The sequence below is a fragment of the Spirosoma sp. SC4-14 genome, from assembly GCF_037201965.1.
GTDB lineage: Bacteria > Bacteroidota > Bacteroidia > Cytophagales > Spirosomataceae > Spirosoma.
In genome coordinates this window covers 5,407,613-5,425,172 of the sequence record NZ_CP147518.1, presented here as the reverse complement: position 1 = coordinate 5,425,172, position 17,560 = coordinate 5,407,613, and the positions used below count along the sequence as shown (strand labels likewise).

At 48.7% G+C, this 17,560-nt stretch carries 16 protein-coding genes; 12 read left to right on the top strand and 4 right to left on the bottom strand.

Going from position 1 to position 17,560, the window contains the following annotated elements; translation table 11 throughout:
• The first annotated feature begins 3 nt into the window (after nucleotides 1–3).
• The 9 genes from WBJ53_RS22160 (at nucleotide 4) to WBJ53_RS22120 (ending at nucleotide 9,180) form a co-directional block, all read left to right on the top strand.
• Complete coding sequence (locus WBJ53_RS22160) at nucleotides 4–918, top strand: NAD(P)/FAD-dependent oxidoreductase (protein ID WP_338870212.1); 915 nt, start codon at nucleotides 4–6, stop codon at nucleotides 916–918.
• A 90-nt stretch (nucleotides 919–1,008) separates the two neighbouring features.
• Nucleotides 1,009–1,386 (top strand): hypothetical protein, encoded by a 378-nt coding sequence (locus WBJ53_RS22155; protein WP_338870210.1) that lies wholly within the window; start codon nucleotides 1,009–1,011, stop codon nucleotides 1,384–1,386.
• 149 nt (nucleotides 1,387–1,535) lie between these two features.
• Nucleotides 1,536–3,842 carry a TonB-dependent receptor gene (locus tag WBJ53_RS22150; protein ID WP_338877219.1) on the top strand — a complete coding sequence of 769 codons (2,307 nt, stop codon included), beginning with the start codon at nucleotides 1,536–1,538 and terminating at the stop codon, nucleotides 3,840–3,842.
• A 22-nt stretch (nucleotides 3,843–3,864) separates the two neighbouring features.
• A complete protein-coding gene (locus WBJ53_RS22145; RefSeq protein ID WP_338870208.1) occupies nucleotides 3,865–5,514 on the top strand; it encodes a PepSY-associated TM helix domain-containing protein in 1,650 nt (549 codons plus the stop codon).
• 55 nt (nucleotides 5,515–5,569) lie between these two features.
• Nucleotides 5,570–6,037: a hypothetical protein gene (locus WBJ53_RS22140; protein ID WP_338870206.1), complete on the top strand. Its 468-nt coding sequence runs from the start codon at nucleotides 5,570–5,572 to the stop codon at nucleotides 6,035–6,037.
• 11 nt (nucleotides 6,038–6,048) lie between these two features.
• On the top strand, nucleotides 6,049–6,693 hold the full coding sequence (locus tag WBJ53_RS22135) for an SCO family protein (protein WP_338870204.1): 645 nt from the start codon (nucleotides 6,049–6,051) through the stop codon (nucleotides 6,691–6,693).
• Nucleotides 6,694–6,775: 82 nt separating this feature from the next.
• The gene (locus WBJ53_RS22130) at nucleotides 6,776–6,979 is read left to right on the top strand and encodes a hypothetical protein (RefSeq protein ID WP_338870202.1); all 204 of its coding nucleotides are present in this window, start codon (nucleotides 6,776–6,778) and stop codon (nucleotides 6,977–6,979) included.
• 279 nt (nucleotides 6,980–7,258) lie between these two features.
• Nucleotides 7,259–8,071 (top strand): MbnP family protein, encoded by an 813-nt coding sequence (locus WBJ53_RS22125; RefSeq protein ID WP_338870200.1) that lies wholly within the window; start codon nucleotides 7,259–7,261, stop codon nucleotides 8,069–8,071.
• Nucleotides 8,071–9,180, top strand: a complete 1,110-nt coding sequence (locus WBJ53_RS22120) for a cytochrome c peroxidase (RefSeq protein WP_338870198.1) — start codon at nucleotides 8,071–8,073, stop codon at nucleotides 9,178–9,180. The genes WBJ53_RS22125 and WBJ53_RS22120 overlap by 1 nt, the downstream gene beginning before the upstream one ends.
• A 9-nt stretch (nucleotides 9,181–9,189) precedes the next feature.
• On the opposite strand, the gene WBJ53_RS22115 is transcribed toward WBJ53_RS22120, so the two are convergent.
• From WBJ53_RS22115 to WBJ53_RS22105, 3 genes are all read right to left on the bottom strand, one after another.
• Nucleotides 9,190–9,570: a MerC domain-containing protein gene (locus WBJ53_RS22115; RefSeq protein ID WP_338870196.1), complete on the bottom strand. Its 381-nt coding sequence runs from the start codon at nucleotides 9,568–9,570 to the stop codon at nucleotides 9,190–9,192.
• A 200-nt stretch (nucleotides 9,571–9,770) separates the two neighbouring features.
• Entirely contained in the window at nucleotides 9,771–10,469 is a 699-nt protein-coding gene (locus WBJ53_RS22110) for a hypothetical protein (protein ID WP_338870194.1), read from the bottom strand.
• Nucleotides 10,470–10,600: 131 nt separating this feature from the next.
• Nucleotides 10,601–11,476 carry a geranylgeranylglycerol-phosphate geranylgeranyltransferase gene (locus WBJ53_RS22105; protein ID WP_338870192.1) on the bottom strand — a complete coding sequence of 292 codons (876 nt, stop codon included), beginning with the start codon at nucleotides 11,474–11,476 and terminating at the stop codon, nucleotides 10,601–10,603.
• Between the two features lie 232 nt (nucleotides 11,477–11,708).
• Here WBJ53_RS22105 and bshA point away from each other — a divergent pair, with 232 nt between their 5' ends.
• The 3 genes from bshA (at nucleotide 11,709) to WBJ53_RS22090 (ending at nucleotide 15,048) form a co-directional block, all read left to right on the top strand.
• Nucleotides 11,709–12,845 (top strand): N-acetyl-alpha-D-glucosaminyl L-malate synthase BshA, encoded by a 1,137-nt coding sequence (gene bshA / locus WBJ53_RS22100; RefSeq protein WP_338870190.1) that lies wholly within the window; start codon nucleotides 11,709–11,711, stop codon nucleotides 12,843–12,845.
• A 124-nt stretch (nucleotides 12,846–12,969) separates the two neighbouring features.
• Nucleotides 12,970–14,307 carry an NAD(P)/FAD-dependent oxidoreductase gene (locus WBJ53_RS22095; RefSeq protein WP_338870188.1) on the top strand — a complete coding sequence of 446 codons (1,338 nt, stop codon included), beginning with the start codon at nucleotides 12,970–12,972 and terminating at the stop codon, nucleotides 14,305–14,307.
• A gap of 93 nt (nucleotides 14,308–14,400) precedes the next feature.
• Entirely contained in the window at nucleotides 14,401–15,048 is a 648-nt protein-coding gene (locus tag WBJ53_RS22090; RefSeq protein WP_338870186.1) for a sterol desaturase family protein, read from the top strand.
• 84 nt (nucleotides 15,049–15,132) lie between these two features.
• Here the strand turns inward: WBJ53_RS22090 and WBJ53_RS22085 are convergent, their stop codons facing one another.
• Nucleotides 15,133–17,532 carry a bifunctional YncE family protein/alkaline phosphatase family protein gene (locus WBJ53_RS22085; protein ID WP_338870184.1) on the bottom strand — a complete coding sequence of 800 codons (2,400 nt, stop codon included), beginning with the start codon at nucleotides 17,530–17,532 and terminating at the stop codon, nucleotides 15,133–15,135.
• Nucleotides 17,533–17,560: the final 28 nt, after the last annotated feature.

Below are 17,560 nucleotides of genomic sequence, written 5' to 3'. Positions count from 1 at the left end.
GACATGGAATCTTCTTTTCCTGCATACGAAGTAATAATTGTCGGTGGTAGTGCCGCCGGTTTAAGTGCGGCTTTGCTGCTGGGACGGTCGCTACGACGGCTGTTAGTCATCGATAATGGAAAACCCGCCAATCGGCAGACACCGCATTCGCACAGTTTTCTGACACGAGACGGTATCTCACCCACCGAACTAAACACCATTGCGCGTGAGCAGGCATTAGCTTACCCGACAGTCCGGTTGATCGACGATACCGCCGTAACAGCTACGCAGCACGCTACGGGCTTTAGCGTAACTACTGAAACTGGAAATACATATAGGGCTGATCGGATCGTACTCGCGACTGGCCTAAAAGATGAACTTTGGCCGATTCCGGGGTTTGCCGAGTGCTGGGGAATCTCGGTTCTTCACTGTCCCTATTGTCATGGCTACGAAGTGCATGGGCAGGCATTGGGTATCCTGGCCAATGGCGATGCCGCCTTCGAAATGAGTCGGCTGATTTATCACTGGAGTCCCAGACTAACCTTGTTTACGAATGGGCCGTCGACGTTGTCGGTTGAGCAGGCTGAAAAACTACAGAAACATCAGATTGAAATCATAGAAACACCCATTACCGAAATTCCTCATCAGAATGGCCAGTTGAGCGGGTTGTTGCTGGCCGATCAGACGCACTATCCATTAACGGCTCTATTTAGCCGGCCTCCTATTGTTCAGGCATCAGATCTGGCCCGACAACTTGGTTGTGTTCACAATGAGTTGGGGTTTGTACAGGTCGATGATTTTGGGCGAACCTCCATACCAGGCGTTTTCGCGGCTGGCGACACACACACCATGATGCGTCAGGTAGTCGTAGCGGCCGCAAACGGATTGCGAACGGCTGCCATGATCAACAAAGAATTGATTGACGAATATTTTAATTAGCAACTGGAAAGTCCTAACCCTGAAGGAGGGTATAAACTTTTGGCATAAAACCCATGACCTAACGCAATCGTGCTCTATCTTTGCGCTATCATGAAAAATGCGCTGGTTTATATCCTCCTGTTTGCAACGCTGTTGCCAACAGTCAGTCCATGGGGAACAATTGCGTATTATCATGCCAATAAGGCGTATATCGCACGCGTTCTCTGCGTTAATCGCGACAAACCGGAGCTGCATTGCGATGGTAAGTGCTTCCTGGCCAAAAAACTGAAGGAACAACAGGATAAGCAGGACAAAGAGACAACAGAACGTGTGCAGAATTTGCCCGTTCTGCAACTGTTTTGTCAGGCTAATCCACTCTTTCAGTTCACTCCTGCCAGCGCCTTGCAACTCTCCTGTAGTTTGCCTGCGTATCGGTTCCCTTCCTATCTAGCTCCATTGACGGGCTTTTTCCGCCCTCCCCGAGTTTAAGTCAGTTTCCTTTTATCGTAAGTAGTCGCCAGTTCAGCGGCTGAGCTATTCCTATGCATTGTGGCATAGCAGAATCGCATATTCTATTTTCTGACTTAAACTGATTTTTAGTGAAAATTTATAATAGTCTCATAATCATTTGGTTATGGGTGATTGCGGCCTTGTGCGCAAATGCCCAGACAACCAATACAGGGCTTGTATTCGATTCGCAAACCAAAGAACCACTTCCGGGCGTAACACTAACCTGGGCCGATGGGAAATCGGGCGTTGTTTCCGATGCCAATGGGCATTTTCTGCTGACGAATTCGGCTTCCAACATTCGCGTATCAGCCGTAGGGTACCGTAGTCAGGAAGTAGCGATCAAGGCAGGCCAGCCCGTTCGGATTGCGCTCGAACCGGCCGTAGAAGATCTGCAAACGGTAGTGGTTACGGGTAATCGGGAAGCAGCTTTGCGTACCGAAACGCCCATTGCCATCTCGAAACTTTCGCCAAAGCTCATTAATGAAACCAAACCGACGAGCATTTTCGAGGTGATCAACAAAACACCGGGCGTGCTGATGGTGAACCTCAACAACGAGCAGCATATGATGGCCATTCGGCAACCGATGACGACTAACGCCTATTTTCTGTACATGGAAGATGGCGTACCGATTCGACCGATGGGTGTTTTTAACCATAACGCTCTACTGGAAATGAACCAGTTTACGGTTAGCTCTATCGAAGTGGTAAAAGGTCCGGTCTCGTCGATTTATGGTCCCGAAGCGGTTGGCGGAGCGGTGAACTTCATTACCCAGCGCCCAACGGCCGTGCCTACTGCGCGTGTGGGCATTCAGTTCGATCAGTGGGGCTATCAGCGGCTACAGGTTGGGGCTGGGGCCCGGCAGGGCAAGTTCGGCATCTATCTGGGCGGTTTTGTGTCGCGGCAGCGCGATTCGTGGATGGCCAGTTCCGATTATGATAAGTCGTCGTACTTTGCCCGGCTGGAGTATGCCTTTACGTCACGCACCCGGCTGACCGGTACGTTGTCATATAACAACTATAATTCGCAGACCAGTGGTAGTGTCGACAGCACGGCGTTTTTTGCCCGGCAGTATGTAAGCACAACCGATTTTACGTACCGAAAAACGGTTTCGCTCAGGAGCCGTCTGACGCTGGAGCACGATTGGAAAGATGGCTCTCAATCGTTTATTACAGCTTTTGTGCGGAATAACAGCGTTGGGCAGAATCCGACCTACTCCATTCGATGGACAACCGGATCGACAACTGCTACCGGACAAATCAACAGCAACGATTTTCAGAGTTACGGCTTCATTGCGCAGCATACCCAGCGGCTGAATTTCCTGAACAGCAAACTGATTGTGGGCGCTACGCTCGATTTGTCGCCGAATACCTATTATGCTTATCAGACCGAACTGGCGGCCGAACTGCGGCCCGATAAAAAATCGGTGTTGAAATATACGCAGTTGAAAGAGCGGCCAGACAGTCAACTGGCAAACTACCAGGCCGATATTCATAACACGGCAGCTTATGTGCAGTATGATTTCGAACCACTGCCCAAATTTCGGGTGTCGGCTGGGCTGCGCTACGACCGCATGGCCTTCGACTATACGAATGCGCTCGACAACAGCTCGGGAGCGAAAGCGTACAGCCAGGTAACGCCTAAAATTGGGGCAACCTACGATTTGGGTAACGGTAAGGGGCTGTATGCCAATTATGCCAAAGGTTTCTCGCCACCGGCCCTTACGTCGATTTTCCTGAAACGAACGACGCCAGCCGCGTCGGGCGACCTATTCTACTACAATTTGCAACCGGCCCGATTCGATAATATGGAAATTGGCGGCTGGGCGTCGCTGCTGAACAACAAAGTGTATGTCGATGGGGCCATTTATCAGATGAATGGTACGAACGAACTGCTGAATATTCGTCAGCCCGACAATTCCTACGACTACCAGTCGGCCGGAAAAACCCTGCACCGGGGTGTTGAACTGGGTGTTACCTACCGCCCATCGAAGCAGGTGTTTTTCCGGTTTGGAGGTACACACGCTGTCCATCGATTTGTTGAGTTCACGCTCAGCCAGCGGTCTTCCGATGCCGTGCAGAACGTAAACGGTAAAGATATGCCATCGGCCCCGCGCTGGCTCTGGAACACCGAAATCAGCTACTATCCGGCCTGGTTCAAAAACTTCCGTACGTCGGTGGAATGGCAGCACGTAGCTGGCTGGTATCAGAACCAGGTCAACACAGTGAGCTACGGTGGCTATGATTTTGCGAATGTTCGGGCGGGTTATCAGTGGAAAGGAATTGAGCTGTTTACCAATGTGCTCAACGTGACCAACGCGCTGTTTGCTACCAATGCCACACGCGGCAACAACGCTACCGACCGCACCACTTACACACCGGCGGCTCCACGCACCTTTGTGTTCGGTATTCAATACAATTTCATTGGGAAACGATAATATATGACACTTTTTGCCATACATGGAAACAAATCCTAAAGCGCTTCGCATTCAGTCGCTTGCCGACGCCGAGCCAAAAGCTATGGGGACTGCCTCTGCTGGTTTGAAAAAGCTCATTCAGCGGAATATGTACCGCTGGCACCGCATCATCGGCATACTGACGGTGGTGCCGGTTATTTTCTGGACCCTTAGTGGTTTGTCGCATCCATTTATGTCGCACTGGTTCAAACCAGCCATTGCGCATGAATTTGTAAAGCCGGAGGTGCTGAACCACTCGCAGTTGACGCTGTCGATAACCGATGTGCTGACCCAGAATAAGGTGTCGGTATTGCGGACGTTTCGATTGGTCGAACTGGCCGGTCAGACCTATTATCAGATAAAAGGTGCGGATAACCAGCTCCGCTACTACAGTGCATCGACAGGGCGGGCACTACCCGGTGGCGACCAGCAATATGCGGAGGCCCTGGCGAGGTATTTTGTCGATGATGCTAAAACGCCAGTTCATATTGAGCCCGTAACGACCTTTTCGGCCGAATATCGGTATGTGAATCGGTTGCTTCCGGTCTGGAAAGTGTCGTTCGATCGGCCCGACCAGATGGATGTGTACGTTGAAACCGAACAAAGCCGACTGGCCAATTACAACGAGCGGAGCCGGAAAGCGTTTTTGTGGGTGTTTAACAACTTCCACAACTGGGACTGGCTCGAAGCGATTACGAACAATACCCTGCGCGTCAGTATCATGGTACTTTGCCTGAGTATAATTATTCTGTCGATGGTGAGCGGGCTGGTGATTTACGGGTTTATGTGGAAGCGTTTCAGAAAACCGCGAAACGCCAGCGATCGCATTGGCTTTCTACGGAAATACCACCGGCAAATTGGCATTGCCGTATCGCTGGTTACGCTGACATTTGCTTTCAGTGGCGCTTATCACGTAACGCGGAAACTTACTCCCGACGAGCGGATTAAGTATGTCCGACAACCAGTTATGACCTCCGCAAAATTGCAGGCCAGTATCTTGAGCTTACCGGTCGACTGGGCTACCGTAACCAATGTATCGCTGGCAACGGTCGATGACCGGTTGTATTATCAGGTTTTCACCAAAAAAGCCAACGATAGCTGGAAAAGCAAGCAGGTCGATAATGCCGAAACGTCGGATAAGCCATCTGGGAAAACGAAAGAATCGAAACCGACCATTGCCTATTACGACGTGCAAACGGCGTCGGTCTTGCCTGATGGCGTTATGGCCCACGCCAAAGATCTGGTGATGAGTTTCTGGGCAGCCGAACAGTCGGGAAAAGGACCGGCCTGTTGTGAGCGAATGGACGAAGAACAGCAGGTGGCTGCTGGCGAGCTGCCCGATTTGCTTTCGATTAGTTTTCTGGAAAAATTTGACCGTGAGTATGGCTTCATTAACAAGCGGCTTCCGGTTGTGAAGCTGGCCCTCGATACACCCGATCATCTGACGTACTATGTTGAACCGTCGACCAGCCGCCTGGCCGCCCGTATTGTCGACAGCGACCGCCGGGAAGGGCTATCGTTTGCATTTTTACATAAGTACAGCGGAATTGATTTTGCCGGAAAAGATGTTCGGGATAGTATAACGATGCTGGCCGCACTGGGCGTACTGGTTGTGAGCCTGTTCGGTCTTGTCCTGTTTCTGAAAATAAAATAAACCACCTGTTTGTGCGGGAGCAGCCTGTTTCCGCACAAACGCATTTAACCACTACATGATGAAAACCTTAGTTGTTGCCGCTTTTGCCGTGTGTTTGTTGGGTTCATGCTCCAACTCCAGCAACGAATCGTCTGCCGAATCGACCACGAGTGCTGATCCTGTATCTGAACTCGAAGCAGGGGTTATGGCCTCGCACGATAGCACAATGGCTCACATGGACGATATTATGCGGCTTAAAAAAGCAGTTAGAAAAAAGCTGGCGGTTACGGATAGCCTGATGAAAAGTGGGAAAAAAGATGCTGCGCTGCAAACCGACCATGAGCAGGGTGAGTCTATTGCCAATAACCTGAATGCAGCCGAAAAAGGGATGATGGACTGGATGCATGGCTATAGTGTAGACACACTTAAAAAGCTCGATCAGCAGAAAGCAATGGAATACCTAAAGGCTGAGAAAGCAAAAATTGATAAGGTCAATGAGTTGACGAAAAAGAGCCTTGCCGATGCCGCAAGCTATGTCCAGTAAATTGTTCTGTTATGAAAAACTTCCAATATGCACTTTGGGTAACGGTACTGGTTGCCCTCGGCGGTTGTAGCGGCCCAGCCGAAAAACTGCCGTATCTGGGCGAACCCGAAACCGTGGAAAAAATCGTTGATGGTAAGAAAGTCAGTGTGGTCGAATATCCGACCATTCCGGATTTTCAGTTTACCAACCAGGATGGTAAGCCCATAACGCAGCAGGATTTTGCCGGGAAAATTTATGTGGCCGATTTCTTCTTCGTGACCTGCCCGACCATTTGCCCGGTCATGAAACGGAATATGCTGGATGTGTATCGGGCCTATAAAGACAGCCCCGATGTACGGATTCTGTCGCACACCATCGACCCGGAGCATGATACGCCCGCTGTGCTAAAAGAATACGCGACGGAGTTAGGCGTAACGAATCCGATGTGGCAGTTTGTGACTGGCGACAAGGAGAAGATCTATGATATTGGCCAGGAGCATTATCTGGTTACGGCCAAAGCCGACTCAACCGTGCAGGGAGGCTATATCCATAGCGGTGCCTTCGTGCTGATCGATAAGGACCGGCACGTGCGGGGTATGTATGACGGTACCACCAAAGAAGGAACCGTGAAACTGATTGCCGACATCGAAAAACTACGAAAGGAGTCGGAGAAGTAAGGTTGTTATTCTGAATCAGGATTCCTGATTTTTCGAAATAGGAAGCTTTTTTTTACGTTACAGAAATAGTCCTGATTTGCTTATGCTTCGCCGATTGCCACCCATTGTTCAGTTTATTTTCGTCAGTATGATTGGCGTGTGTATTGGCACGATTGCTGGACTGGTAAACGAATTTTTTCAGAAACCCTTCAGTGCGGCCAATGCCCTTATCTGGCTATTTCTGCTCTTGATAAGCAGTGTGATCATAGGCGTGATTATTGTGTTCGGACGCAACGGGTTTCGGTGATGCAGCGTACTTGTAAACAAACCGGAAAGGTTTTAGAATTACCCCCAACCCCCTTTAGGGGGCTATTCTGAGTCCGATAATGGCCCTCTTTAGGGTAGGGCTGTTAAGTGCTATTTTTCAACGCCGAAGGTGTGTCGGGATTATAGTAAAAAAGGCTTAACAGCACTGTCTTAAAGAGGGTTGGGGTAATCTTAGATAGTCTCCGGAAGGCTCTTTCAAAACCTTTTAGGCTTGTGTTAGTAGTGCTCCAGTCTCTTAATGAAAATTATAGTACAGGTCATGAAAAAGTATCTATTCTTCAGTCTGTTCTCAGCACTCATAATGGGCTGGGCCGTTGTTGCCTGTAACGAAACGAACCCATATGTTGCGCCTGATTCGTATGGTTCGTTATCGCTGGCGTTTACCAATGTTGCTGGCAGTCAGGCTATGAACCTCAATACCAATACCTACCAGAATGCGGTAGGAGAGTCGTTTACGGTTACGAAGTTCAACTACTTTATCAGCAACATTCAACTGCAAAAAGACGATGGCTCGGTATATACGCTTCCGCAGGAAAGTAGCTATTTTTTGGTCGAAGCCGAGAAACCAGAGTCCCAAACGATGACGCTGACGAGTATACCATCGGGAAACTATACTGGAATGACGTTTTTGATCGGGGTCGATAGTACCCGTAGTCTGGCCGACATTAGTCTGCGAACGGGTGTGCTCGATCCCGCGCTTAACGATGGTATGTATTGGGAATGGAATTCGGGCTATATTTTTATGAAACTCGAAGGAACCTCGCCGTCGGCTCCAGCCGCTCAGAATAATGCGTTTTTCTATCACATTGGCGGGTTTGGCGGGGGCTATAACGGAAAGAAAACAATCAATAACCTGCGCACGGTGACGCTAACATTCAATGGCGATGTTGTGAAGGTCGATTCTGATCTGAAACCACAGGTTCGGCTAAAAACGGATGTGCTTAAGGTGTTCAATGGCTCTACTAAACTGAGTATCAGCCAGTATCCGTCGGTGATGTTTGATACCTATTCGACAAACATTGCCAACAACTACGCATCGATGTTCAGCTACGGGGGCCAAACCAGTCTGTGATGAAACGGGTTATTCGACACATCAACCATATCGGATTATTGATTAGCCTGGTTTTGTTCGGGCTGGCGGTGTCCTGTCAGACAAAAAGTGGTGTCGATGAGCCTACGCCCGACACGACCGATACCGATACGGGGGGCGTTGTCTTCAAACCCACACCCGTGTCGTTTCGGCAACCGTCTAATTTTCCTGCTCCTGCTTATGATCTGAGCCAGAATCCGTTAACCGTTCAGGGTGTTTTGCTCGGTAAAACGTTGTTTTATGATCCACAACTTTCGCGCGACAGTACCATTAGCTGCGGATTCTGCCATCAGCAATTTGCTGGTTTTGCGCACTCTGATCATGCATTGAGTCATGGGATCGACAGTAAGTTCGGCACCCGGAATGTACCGAGTATTCAGAATGCGGCCTGGGGACAGGAGTTTTTCTGGGATGGCGGCATTACGGATCTGAACACGCTGTTTATTGCGCCATTGACGAACCCGGTCGAAATGGATATGAAGTTTGCCGATGTGCTGACACGGGTGCAACAGAGCCCCAAATATCCGGGTATGTTTAAGGCGGCTTTTGGTTCCGATAGCGTTACGACGTCACGTTTTCTGAAAGCCATTTCGCAGTTTGTGCTAACGCTCGTGTCGGCCGATTCGCGCTATGATAAATACGTTCGGAAGGAAGCAGGTGGTGTATTGACGCCGGATGAACTGGCGGGTTTGAATCTGTTCAAACAGAAATGTTCGACCTGCCACGCTACGGATTTGTTTACCGATTACAGCTATCGGAACAATGGCCTTTCGGTGAGTGCCATCGACGATCAGGGACGGTATAAGATTACACTAAATGAAGCCGATCGGCTGAAATTCAAAGTGCCCAGCCTCCGCAATGTCGAGAAAACATTTCCGTATATGCACGATGGACGTTTCAATACGCTCGATCAGGTGCTGGAGCATTACCGAACAGGCGTAAACGATAGCCCTACGCTCGATCCGCTACTAAAAGCCAACGGTCAACTCGGTATTGCGCTGACCGACACCGAAAAAAGCCAGCTTATCAGTTTTCTGAAAACACTAACCGACGATACGTTTCTGACCAATAGAGCGTTAAGCGCAAACTAGTCCCGGTTATTAATGAGCGTGCTGCAGCCGGTGCTGACGAATGTTGAAGAGGTGCGTTGTGACCAGTCCGGCAGAGGCCAGATAGCTGATATATTCAAAGACTGGATTGACATCTTCGAGCAGAATGGCAACGGCAAAGAGTGCTAAAAATCCCCAAAGTGCTTTTTTAATAACCGGCAGTGCATAATGACGCGTGGCAAAATACACGGCCACAATATTGACGCCAATAAAAACATAGTCGAGGCTCAGGTAACCGAAGCGTAGGTGGTCTTCCTGAAGCAGAGCCGAGGACATTAACAAAATAGGCGTAATCATGCAGTGAATAATGCACAGCACCGAACCGGTGATTCCGATATAATCTGCTTTACGGGAGAAAAAATCAGTTTTCATAAGCAAATGCAACAGACGATGCGTCGGCTAATCGTATGTTTGCTTAACCAGCTTTTTTGCAACAAAGTTGCGCAAAGCTAAACTTTTGTCGTTCGCTGAACAAGTACGGTGGAAAAAAATCGGTCATTTGTTATTTGTCAATTGCTGTTGGTCATTTCCTAATGACAGAAGACAATTGACAAATAACTAACGACAATTGACTAATTCGCTTTGCTCAGCAGGGTATAGCCCATCAGCTTGCCGTTTTTGTTGTAGGTTTCGGATTTGATGTCGAAAATCTGGTCGTTTGTACGATAGCTGACAACGTGCATGGAACTCCGAATGGGGATGCCCATGGCCCGGTTTTCGAAGTTCATATCGGACGTTACCTTATAAGTATCGAAGGTTCCGGCAGGTGTTGTAACCGACTGCTGGCCTTCGACCTGCCGGTTGGTCATGGCCATCTTCATGGTCATCATGGTAGTACCATCAGAAGTGAGATCAGCTTCCATTTGGCCATCCGACAGTTTTTGGCCAACACTCAATTTGCCCGGATAGGCAAGCTGGTTGGTTTTCAGCTTCATCTCCATGTTTTTCATGTTGCTTTGCATACTCTGCGCCATACCCGACAAATCGGCAATCAGTTCGTCGCCCGTACAGGTGTAGTGGATAGCGTAGGGAGTTCGCTGATTCCCTTTCTCGTCCTGAAACTGCGCTTCAAGATCCATAACCGTGGCTCCGCCCTCTTTATGAACATCTTTAACCTGATACATAATTTTGCCGGTTGGCTTGTCTTTGGCGTTGAACATACTCAACTCGAAGCTCGTACCCGTTTTGAGTGTAAACCCAAGGCAGTCCTGTGCCCGGCTATTTGTTAGCGATAAAGCAATGAGAAATAGGGTAACCACAAATGATTTCATACGAACAAAATGAATTGGTTCCTGAAACAAATGTAGGATAGACTACCGAACCCCAAACGTTCCGTTGAGCGAACGGTAAGAATGATGAATTATAAATGATGAATTTCCATTTTCCTATTTATCATTCATTCTCACGCCCATACCATGCTGACAACGCCCAATAGCATAATGAGCTTACAGAGGTTGCTCAGATAGCCAAAATCGCGACGGGTGTCAGCAACGACCAGGCGGTAGGTAAGCCAGATCATTGGAATTAGAAGAACAAGGAAAATCAGACCAAGCCGCAGATTGCTAAGCGAATCGGCAATGAGAAACATGCAGAAAATGAACGATCCGATCAGCACATAAAGTAGGTATTTAGTCCGGCGAAGCCCCCACACGATGGGCAAGGTGCGGCAACCAAACCGCGCATCGCCCCGAACGTCCTGCATATCCTTAATAATCTCACGAACGAGCGAAATGCCGAACGAAAACAAGGCATAAATCAGCAGCATATTGGCATTTTGCCGGTAATAAACGGCCAGCACAATCAGCGAAAGGGCCGTAAGGAGCGATACGACAATGTTGCCAATAAACGGCTGGCGCTTAAGCTGAGCCGAATAAAGCCACAATAAAGACACCGAAACAACATCGGTAAGAAACACCCATTTACTCAGATAAAGTCCGATCAGGCAGCCGATTACATTTAATAGCTGATGAGTGCCAATGGCAACCCGGCGTTTGAGGTAACGACCAATAACAACGCGTTCGGGTTTGTTGATCAGATCGATCTTGATATCAAAGTAATCGTTGATGATATAGCCCGCTGCGGCAATGCAAACCGTTGATAGCGAAAGTAGCCATATGGTTGGATCGGTGAGTAGTTGAGGCCAGGCTTCGCGTGGGCCAACCAGCACAATACGCGCCAGAAACTGCGTCATGACCACAATCAGCAGGTTCTGGATGCGAATCAGTCTGAGAAAGCCGAGAGCAAATGCCGAAAAAGGTATAGGCTGGCGCGTAGACATGGCTGTTTTTTTACAAAAATAGCGGTTTTAGACTACTATGTACGCGAATCGGATGCTTACCTACTTAGTGGGTAAAGGGGAGCAGTTATTAAAACTACTTCGCTACCTCACCAGCCCGGTATGCTTACTATCTTTATTATCAAATTACCAAATTGTATTTGTTCGGGATTCTTTTCGAGTATGTTTGGTGTTGTTCGAACAAACCGTTCCCTGCCTATAGGGGATTTATTTCATGAAAATCGGTATTGTATGCTACCCAACCTTTGGGGGCAGTGGCGTTGTCGCCACCGAACTCGGTAAAGCGCTGGCAAAAAATGGCCACCAGATCCACTTTATCACATATCAGCAACCACCCAGGCTAGACTTTTTTAATGAAAACGTTTTTTACCACGAAGTAAATATTCCATCGTACCCTCTCTTTCAGTATGCCCCCTATGAGTCGGCGCTGGCCAGCGAAATGGTCAATGTGGTAACCAACGAAAACGTCGATCTTTTGCATGTGCATTATGCCATTCCGCACGCATCGGCAGCGTATATGGCCAAAATGATTCTGCGTTCGCAGGGGAAAATTGTGCCCGTTGTAACCACTCTGCACGGTACCGATATTACACTTGTCGGGAAAGATGCTTCGTATGAACCGGTGGTTACGTTCAGTATCAACGAGTCGGATGGGGTTACGGCTGTTTCTGAAAACCTGCGGCAGGACACCTACGCTCATTTTAATATCCATCGCGATATAGAAGTTATTCCTAATTTCATCGATCTGACCCGTTTCCAGCGGCAGCAGAAAGAGCATTTCAAGAAGGCGATTTGCCCCAATGGCGAGAAACTAATCGTGCATACGTCAAACTTCCGTCGGGTGAAACGAATCGACGATGCCGTTATGGTCTTTTACCATGTTCAGGAGAAAATTCCCGCCAAGTTGCTGCTCGTAGGCGATGGGCCCGAACGGGCTCGTATTGAGCGACTTGTGCGCGATCTGGGTATCTACGATCAGGTGCGGTTCCTGGGCAAACTCGATGCCGTGGAAGAAGTACTGTCGGTAGCCGATTTGTTCATTATGCCATCCGAAAACGAAAGCTTTGGACTGGCCGCGCTGGAGGCAATGGCCTGTGAGGTTCCGTTGATAACGTCAAATGTTGGTGGCTTACCCGAACTGAATATACAGGGAGTAACGGGTTTTCTGAGTCCGGTAGGCGATGTAGACGATATGGTTAAAAATGCGTTGTATGTATTAGACGACGAGCATTTGCCTCAGTTTAAGGAAAACGCGCTGGCAAGAGCTAAAGAATTCGAGTTATCGCGTATCTTGCCACTCTACGAAGCTTATTATGAGCGCGTATTGCAAGGCGTTATGAACGATGTGTAATACTAGTCATTGGTCATTGGAGGTTTGTCATTGGAACGCACCATGAGTGTTCAAAAAACTAAGTTCAAATGACGAATGCCCAATGACGAACCAGCCAATCGTTATTCAATGAGAAATTGAGAATATGAATCCAAACATACCCCAAACAGATCGGACACGCGTAGTAATTGTTGGTGCAGGGTTTGGTGGCCTGAAACTGGCTCGAATACTATCCCGGAAAAAAGAATTTCAGGTAGTGCTCATCAACAAGCAAAATTACCATGAGTTTCAGCCACTCTACTACCAGGTTGCCACGGCCGGGCTCGAAGCCAACTCCATTTTGTTTCCGCTGCGGGCGGTGTTTGGAAATTGTAAAAATGTCCATATTCGGGTAACCAGCGTAACAGGCGTACGCCCGGCCGATAAAACGGTCGATACCGAACTAGGGCCGATTACCTACGATTACCTCGTAATGGCTACCGGTGCCGACACTAATTTTTTCAATCAGCAGAATATTATTGAAAAAGCGCTCCCGATGAAGTCGGTAGCCGAAGCAATTGCCCTGCGTAACCGGATGCTACAAAACTTCGAAGATGCGCTAAGTGTCGAAACCGAAGACGAAAAAGAAGGGCTGATGGATGTTGTTGTTGTTGGTGGTGGGCCAACCGGTGTAGAATTATGCGGAACGCTGGCCGAAATGCGCCGTACGGTGCTGCCGAAAGACTATCCGGAACTCGACTTTAAGATGATGGATATTTACCTCATCGAGTCGGGTGGAGAAGTGTTGGGGCCTATGTCGGTACAGTCGCAGGAGCATTCGCTGGCTTATCTGAAAGAACTCGGTGTTAATGTTCGGCTCAATACGCGGGTAAAAGATTTCGACGGCCGTATCGTTACCATGAATGATGGCTCAACGCTCCGCACCAACAACCTGATCTGGGCGGCTGGTGTGAAGGCCAATCCACTGGCAGGGTTACCCGCCGAGGTGCTTGGCCGGGGAGGGCGCGTGCTGGTCAATCGCTATAGTCAGGTACAGGGATTTACCGACATCTTCGCCATTGGCGATGTGGCACTGATGGCCGAAGAAAAATGGCCGAATGGACATCCGCAAATAGCGCAGCCTGCCATTCAGCAGGGGAAGCATCTGGCCAAAAACCTTAGGCATCTGGTTCGGGGGGAATCCATGCAGGAATTTACTTATCGCGATCTGGGAACAATGGCAACCGTGGGTCGTGGATTGGCCGTTGTGGATTTGCCATTTTTAAAATTTCAGGGATTTTTTGCCTGGCTTACGTGGTTGTTTGTACACCTGATGGCAATTGTCGGCGTAAAAAACCGATTGGCAATTTTTCTAAACTGGATGTTTAATTACCTGACTTACAGTAATTCCCTGCGATTAATTATCAAGCCTAAACTACCAAAAGGAAATATGATGGCCATGCAGGAGAAACTTTCCGACCAGTTGGAGGTTAGTAAAACATAATTAAGATAGTAAAATCAGTTTACTATCTGTACTGACGGTCTCATTTTTCGTTGTAATTTTGCACTATTACTTTATTGTTAACGTATCAACTCTATGGAACCAACTACTGAGAGGTTACAAACAATGGCCGGTCATGGAAAAACCCGACCCAAAAACAGCGGTACCAAAAAACTATTTGATAATCCACTACTGGAAGCACTTTCGCGTACGCATATTATGGTGCCGATTTCAATGTGGTTAGTCCTTTCGGTTTTCCTGGGCTGGTATGCATTTACTTATACCGACATGGGTGCTGGTACTATTGGAGCCTTGTTTGTTACTGGTTTATTTGTATTTACCCTGTTTGAGTATGTGTTGCACCGTTACCTGTATCATTTAGCACCTTCGACCCCCCGGCGAGCCAAAATTCAGTATACATTCCACGGCGTTCACCACGAATACCCTAAAGATAAGACTCGACTGGCTATGCCACCAGCTCTAGCCGTTTTCGTAGCTGCTGCTTTTTTTAGCTTCTTTTTCCTGATTATGGGCGAAGCAGCCTATGCCTTTTTTCCTGGTTTTCTGGTAGGCTATTCGGGCTATCTGGCTGTACATTTTATTGTGCACGCCTACGCTCCACCAAAGAATTTCTTCAAACATCTGTGGGTTAATCACAGTGTACACCATTATAAAAACCCAGAGAGCAACTACGGTGTTTCGACACCTATCTGGGATTATGTGTTTGGATCATTCCAGAAGTAATTGCTGGAAACAACAGTAAAAAGCCTGGCCGAAAGTTTCGGTCAGGCTTTTTTGTTGCAGTAAGCGTATTGCTAAAGCAGTCATTTACTTATCGTCATCGTCATCATCGGCTTCGGCAACCTGCAAAAAAGCACCCCGTTTGGGAGCGGGCATAACCGATTGTTCACCTTTGACGGCTTTCCAGATAATTTCGTTGAATAGCCGATCGTCAATTTTATCGGCATAGCGCAGATCGAGTTTTTCCGATTGCCGAGCCGATTCGTTCATGGCCGTATTTTTGGCTTCCAGATCAACGTTGGCTGGTTTGTGAATGTAGGGTGTGAGCGTTGGCGTGCTGGTAAAACAGGCAAACATAGGTGTAGCGGCCGCGTCGTACTGGCTCATGGGGGGTAAACCCAGAATCAACTCCATTGTCCGCAGCATACCCGAAGTTGAATACATGGTGTGTTCAACATGCTTGCGTTTGGTGTAGGGGCTGATAACGAGGGCGGGCGACCGATGCGCATCAACATGGTCGGCGCCATTTTGTGCATCGTCTTCCAGCACGAACACCGCCGATTCTTTCCAGATCGGGCTTTTCGACAGGTGCTCTACCAGCCGACCCAGCGCCAGATCGTTGTCGGCTACGTGAGCGGCTGGTGTTGGCGCGCCAATTCGGGCACCGCTGGTATGGTTGTTGCCCAGCCGGATGCTGCTAAAGTTGGGTACAGCATTAGCAGCAATCAGTGAGTCGATATCTTTTTTCCAGATTTCTACCCGGTCGATGTCTTTGATCTTCAAATCATAATCAGGGTAGTTAGTCGCGAACCGACCGTCGAGTGCCGAGCCCTTGCGTCTCGAATAGGCTTCAAATTCGCCGTAACTGCGGTATCGAATGCCTGCTCGCTGGCAATAATCCCAGATGAATCCTTTTTTGGGAAAAGCAATTGGGCGGCTTCCTTCATAATCGTACGTGCCACCGCGACCACCGTAGCTGGTTGGCCAGGTTTTTTCTACGTAATCGTTGGCATAGGCCGCCGTCGACCAGTTATGCCCATCGGCACTAACTTCGGCATCGACATAGAAGTTGTCGAGCAGCACAAACTCACGGGCCAGTGCATGTTGATTGGGCGTTACTTTTTCGGGAAACAGGCAGAGTGACGTATCGCCGTTGCCGCCTGCCATATCGCCAAACACCTGATCGTAGGTGCGGTTTTCTTTAATGATGTAGAATACATACTTGATCTGTGGCGATTTTTCGCCTACCCGTTTGGGAATTGGGTTATTCGGCTCACCAACGGCCAGTTTTTCCTTGTCTTTCGTATACGGTGTATTCTGATAAACCAACTTCGACAAACTGTTCAATTCCGTTGCTTTGGGCAGGTCGAATAGCGATAAGGTGCCTTTGAAAAGCCCGCCAATGTATTCGGTGTCACTCTCGCGCCGTTTGTAGGGGCTGGGTCCTTTCGGATTGGCTTTCGATGAAAAACCTTTGCCATTGGCTACCACTACTTTTTTGCCAACAACTTTCACGGCCGTTGGATACCAGCCGGTCGGAATGAACCCCAATGACCGGCTAAGGCCTGGTTTCGATACATCGAAAACGGCCAGACAGTTATTGTCGGCATTAGCCACGAGCAACGATTTTTGATCGCTGGACAGGGCCAGACCATTAGGGGTACTGCCAGCCGGAGCGTCGGGGTAAAGTGCCGTAGTGACCGTTTCCAGTACTTTGCGGGTTTTTACGTCAATGACCGATACCGAGTTTTCGTTAGCATTGGCCACAAACAACAGCTTGCCATTACGCGAAAATATCAGATCGTTTGGGCGGCTCCCTGTGTTGATTTCACCCGTTATTGCTTGCTGCTTCGGATCGTAGATCAGGACTTTGTCGCCCCCCCAAACCGTAATAAACAAGTCGCCTGTGGCGGGTGAGCGAAGGCAGGTATAGGCTTCGGCAGGTAGCTTGACCCGGTGTTGAACCTGCTTTGTTGCCAGGTCGCAGACATACAGGCTACTATCGTCTTTTGTTACGGCATAAACAGTAGCACCGCTTTTGTCGGTTTCAATTCCTGCAACCGAAATTCGGTTAGGCCAGGGTTTGCCCAGTACAATCGAATCGGATTTTACGAGCCGATCGCCCGAAACATCGTAGATTAGAATACGGTTATCATTGCCACCCGAAGCCAGTAATTTTTTGCCATCGGGGGTAAAACGTAAACCCACCCACGATTTGGCAATCTCCACTTCATTCAGCACCTTTTCGGCCGACAGGTCGATCAGTTGTATGGACTGCGTGCTTTGTCCATTATTTGTAACGGCCAGTCGTTTACCATTTGGCGAAACCGCCAGATTGAGCGGTAAATCGCCCAGTGGCAACGAGCGGCCAATAGGGGTGAGGCTCCAGCCATTGGGCAGCGTGAGCCGTGAGGCTGTTTGCTGTGTTTGTGCCAGAACCGTCAGGCGAAAGCAGATGAGTAGAAGAGTTGCAGAGAGGAAGCGCATACCAATGAGGTTAGGTAAAGTAAAGGTA

Coding starts and splice junctions, on each gene's coding strand:
- WBJ53_RS22160 (WP_338870212.1), top strand. CDS start 4: ATGGAATCTTCTTTTCCTGCATACGAAGTAATAATTGTCGGTGGTAGT.
- WBJ53_RS22155 (WP_338870210.1), top strand. CDS start 1,009: ATGAAAAATGCGCTGGTTTATATCCTCCTGTTTGCAACGCTGTTGCCA.
- WBJ53_RS22145 (WP_338870208.1), top strand. CDS start 3,865: ATGGAAACAAATCCTAAAGCGCTTCGCATTCAGTCGCTTGCCGACGCC.
- WBJ53_RS22140 (WP_338870206.1), top strand. CDS start 5,570: ATGATGAAAACCTTAGTTGTTGCCGCTTTTGCCGTGTGTTTGTTGGGT.
- WBJ53_RS22135 (WP_338870204.1), top strand. CDS start 6,049: ATGAAAAACTTCCAATATGCACTTTGGGTAACGGTACTGGTTGCCCTC.
- WBJ53_RS22130 (WP_338870202.1), top strand. CDS start 6,776: ATGCTTCGCCGATTGCCACCCATTGTTCAGTTTATTTTCGTCAGTATG.
- WBJ53_RS22125 (WP_338870200.1), top strand. CDS start 7,259: ATGAAAAAGTATCTATTCTTCAGTCTGTTCTCAGCACTCATAATGGGC.
- WBJ53_RS22120 (WP_338870198.1), top strand. CDS start 8,071: ATGAAACGGGTTATTCGACACATCAACCATATCGGATTATTGATTAGC.
- WBJ53_RS22115 (WP_338870196.1), bottom strand. CDS start 9,570: ATGAAAACTGATTTTTTCTCCCGTAAAGCAGATTATATCGGAATCACC.
- WBJ53_RS22110 (WP_338870194.1), bottom strand. CDS start 10,469: ATGAAATCATTTGTGGTTACCCTATTTCTCATTGCTTTATCGCTAACA.
- WBJ53_RS22105 (WP_338870192.1), bottom strand. CDS start 11,476: ATGTCTACGCGCCAGCCTATACCTTTTTCGGCATTTGCTCTCGGCTTT.
- bshA (WP_338870190.1), top strand. CDS start 11,709: ATGAAAATCGGTATTGTATGCTACCCAACCTTTGGGGGCAGTGGCGTT.
- WBJ53_RS22095 (WP_338870188.1), top strand. CDS start 12,970: ATGAATCCAAACATACCCCAAACAGATCGGACACGCGTAGTAATTGTT.
- WBJ53_RS22090 (WP_338870186.1), top strand. CDS start 14,401: ATGGAACCAACTACTGAGAGGTTACAAACAATGGCCGGTCATGGAAAA.
- WBJ53_RS22085 (WP_338870184.1), bottom strand. CDS start 17,532: ATGCGCTTCCTCTCTGCAACTCTTCTACTCATCTGCTTTCGCCTGACG.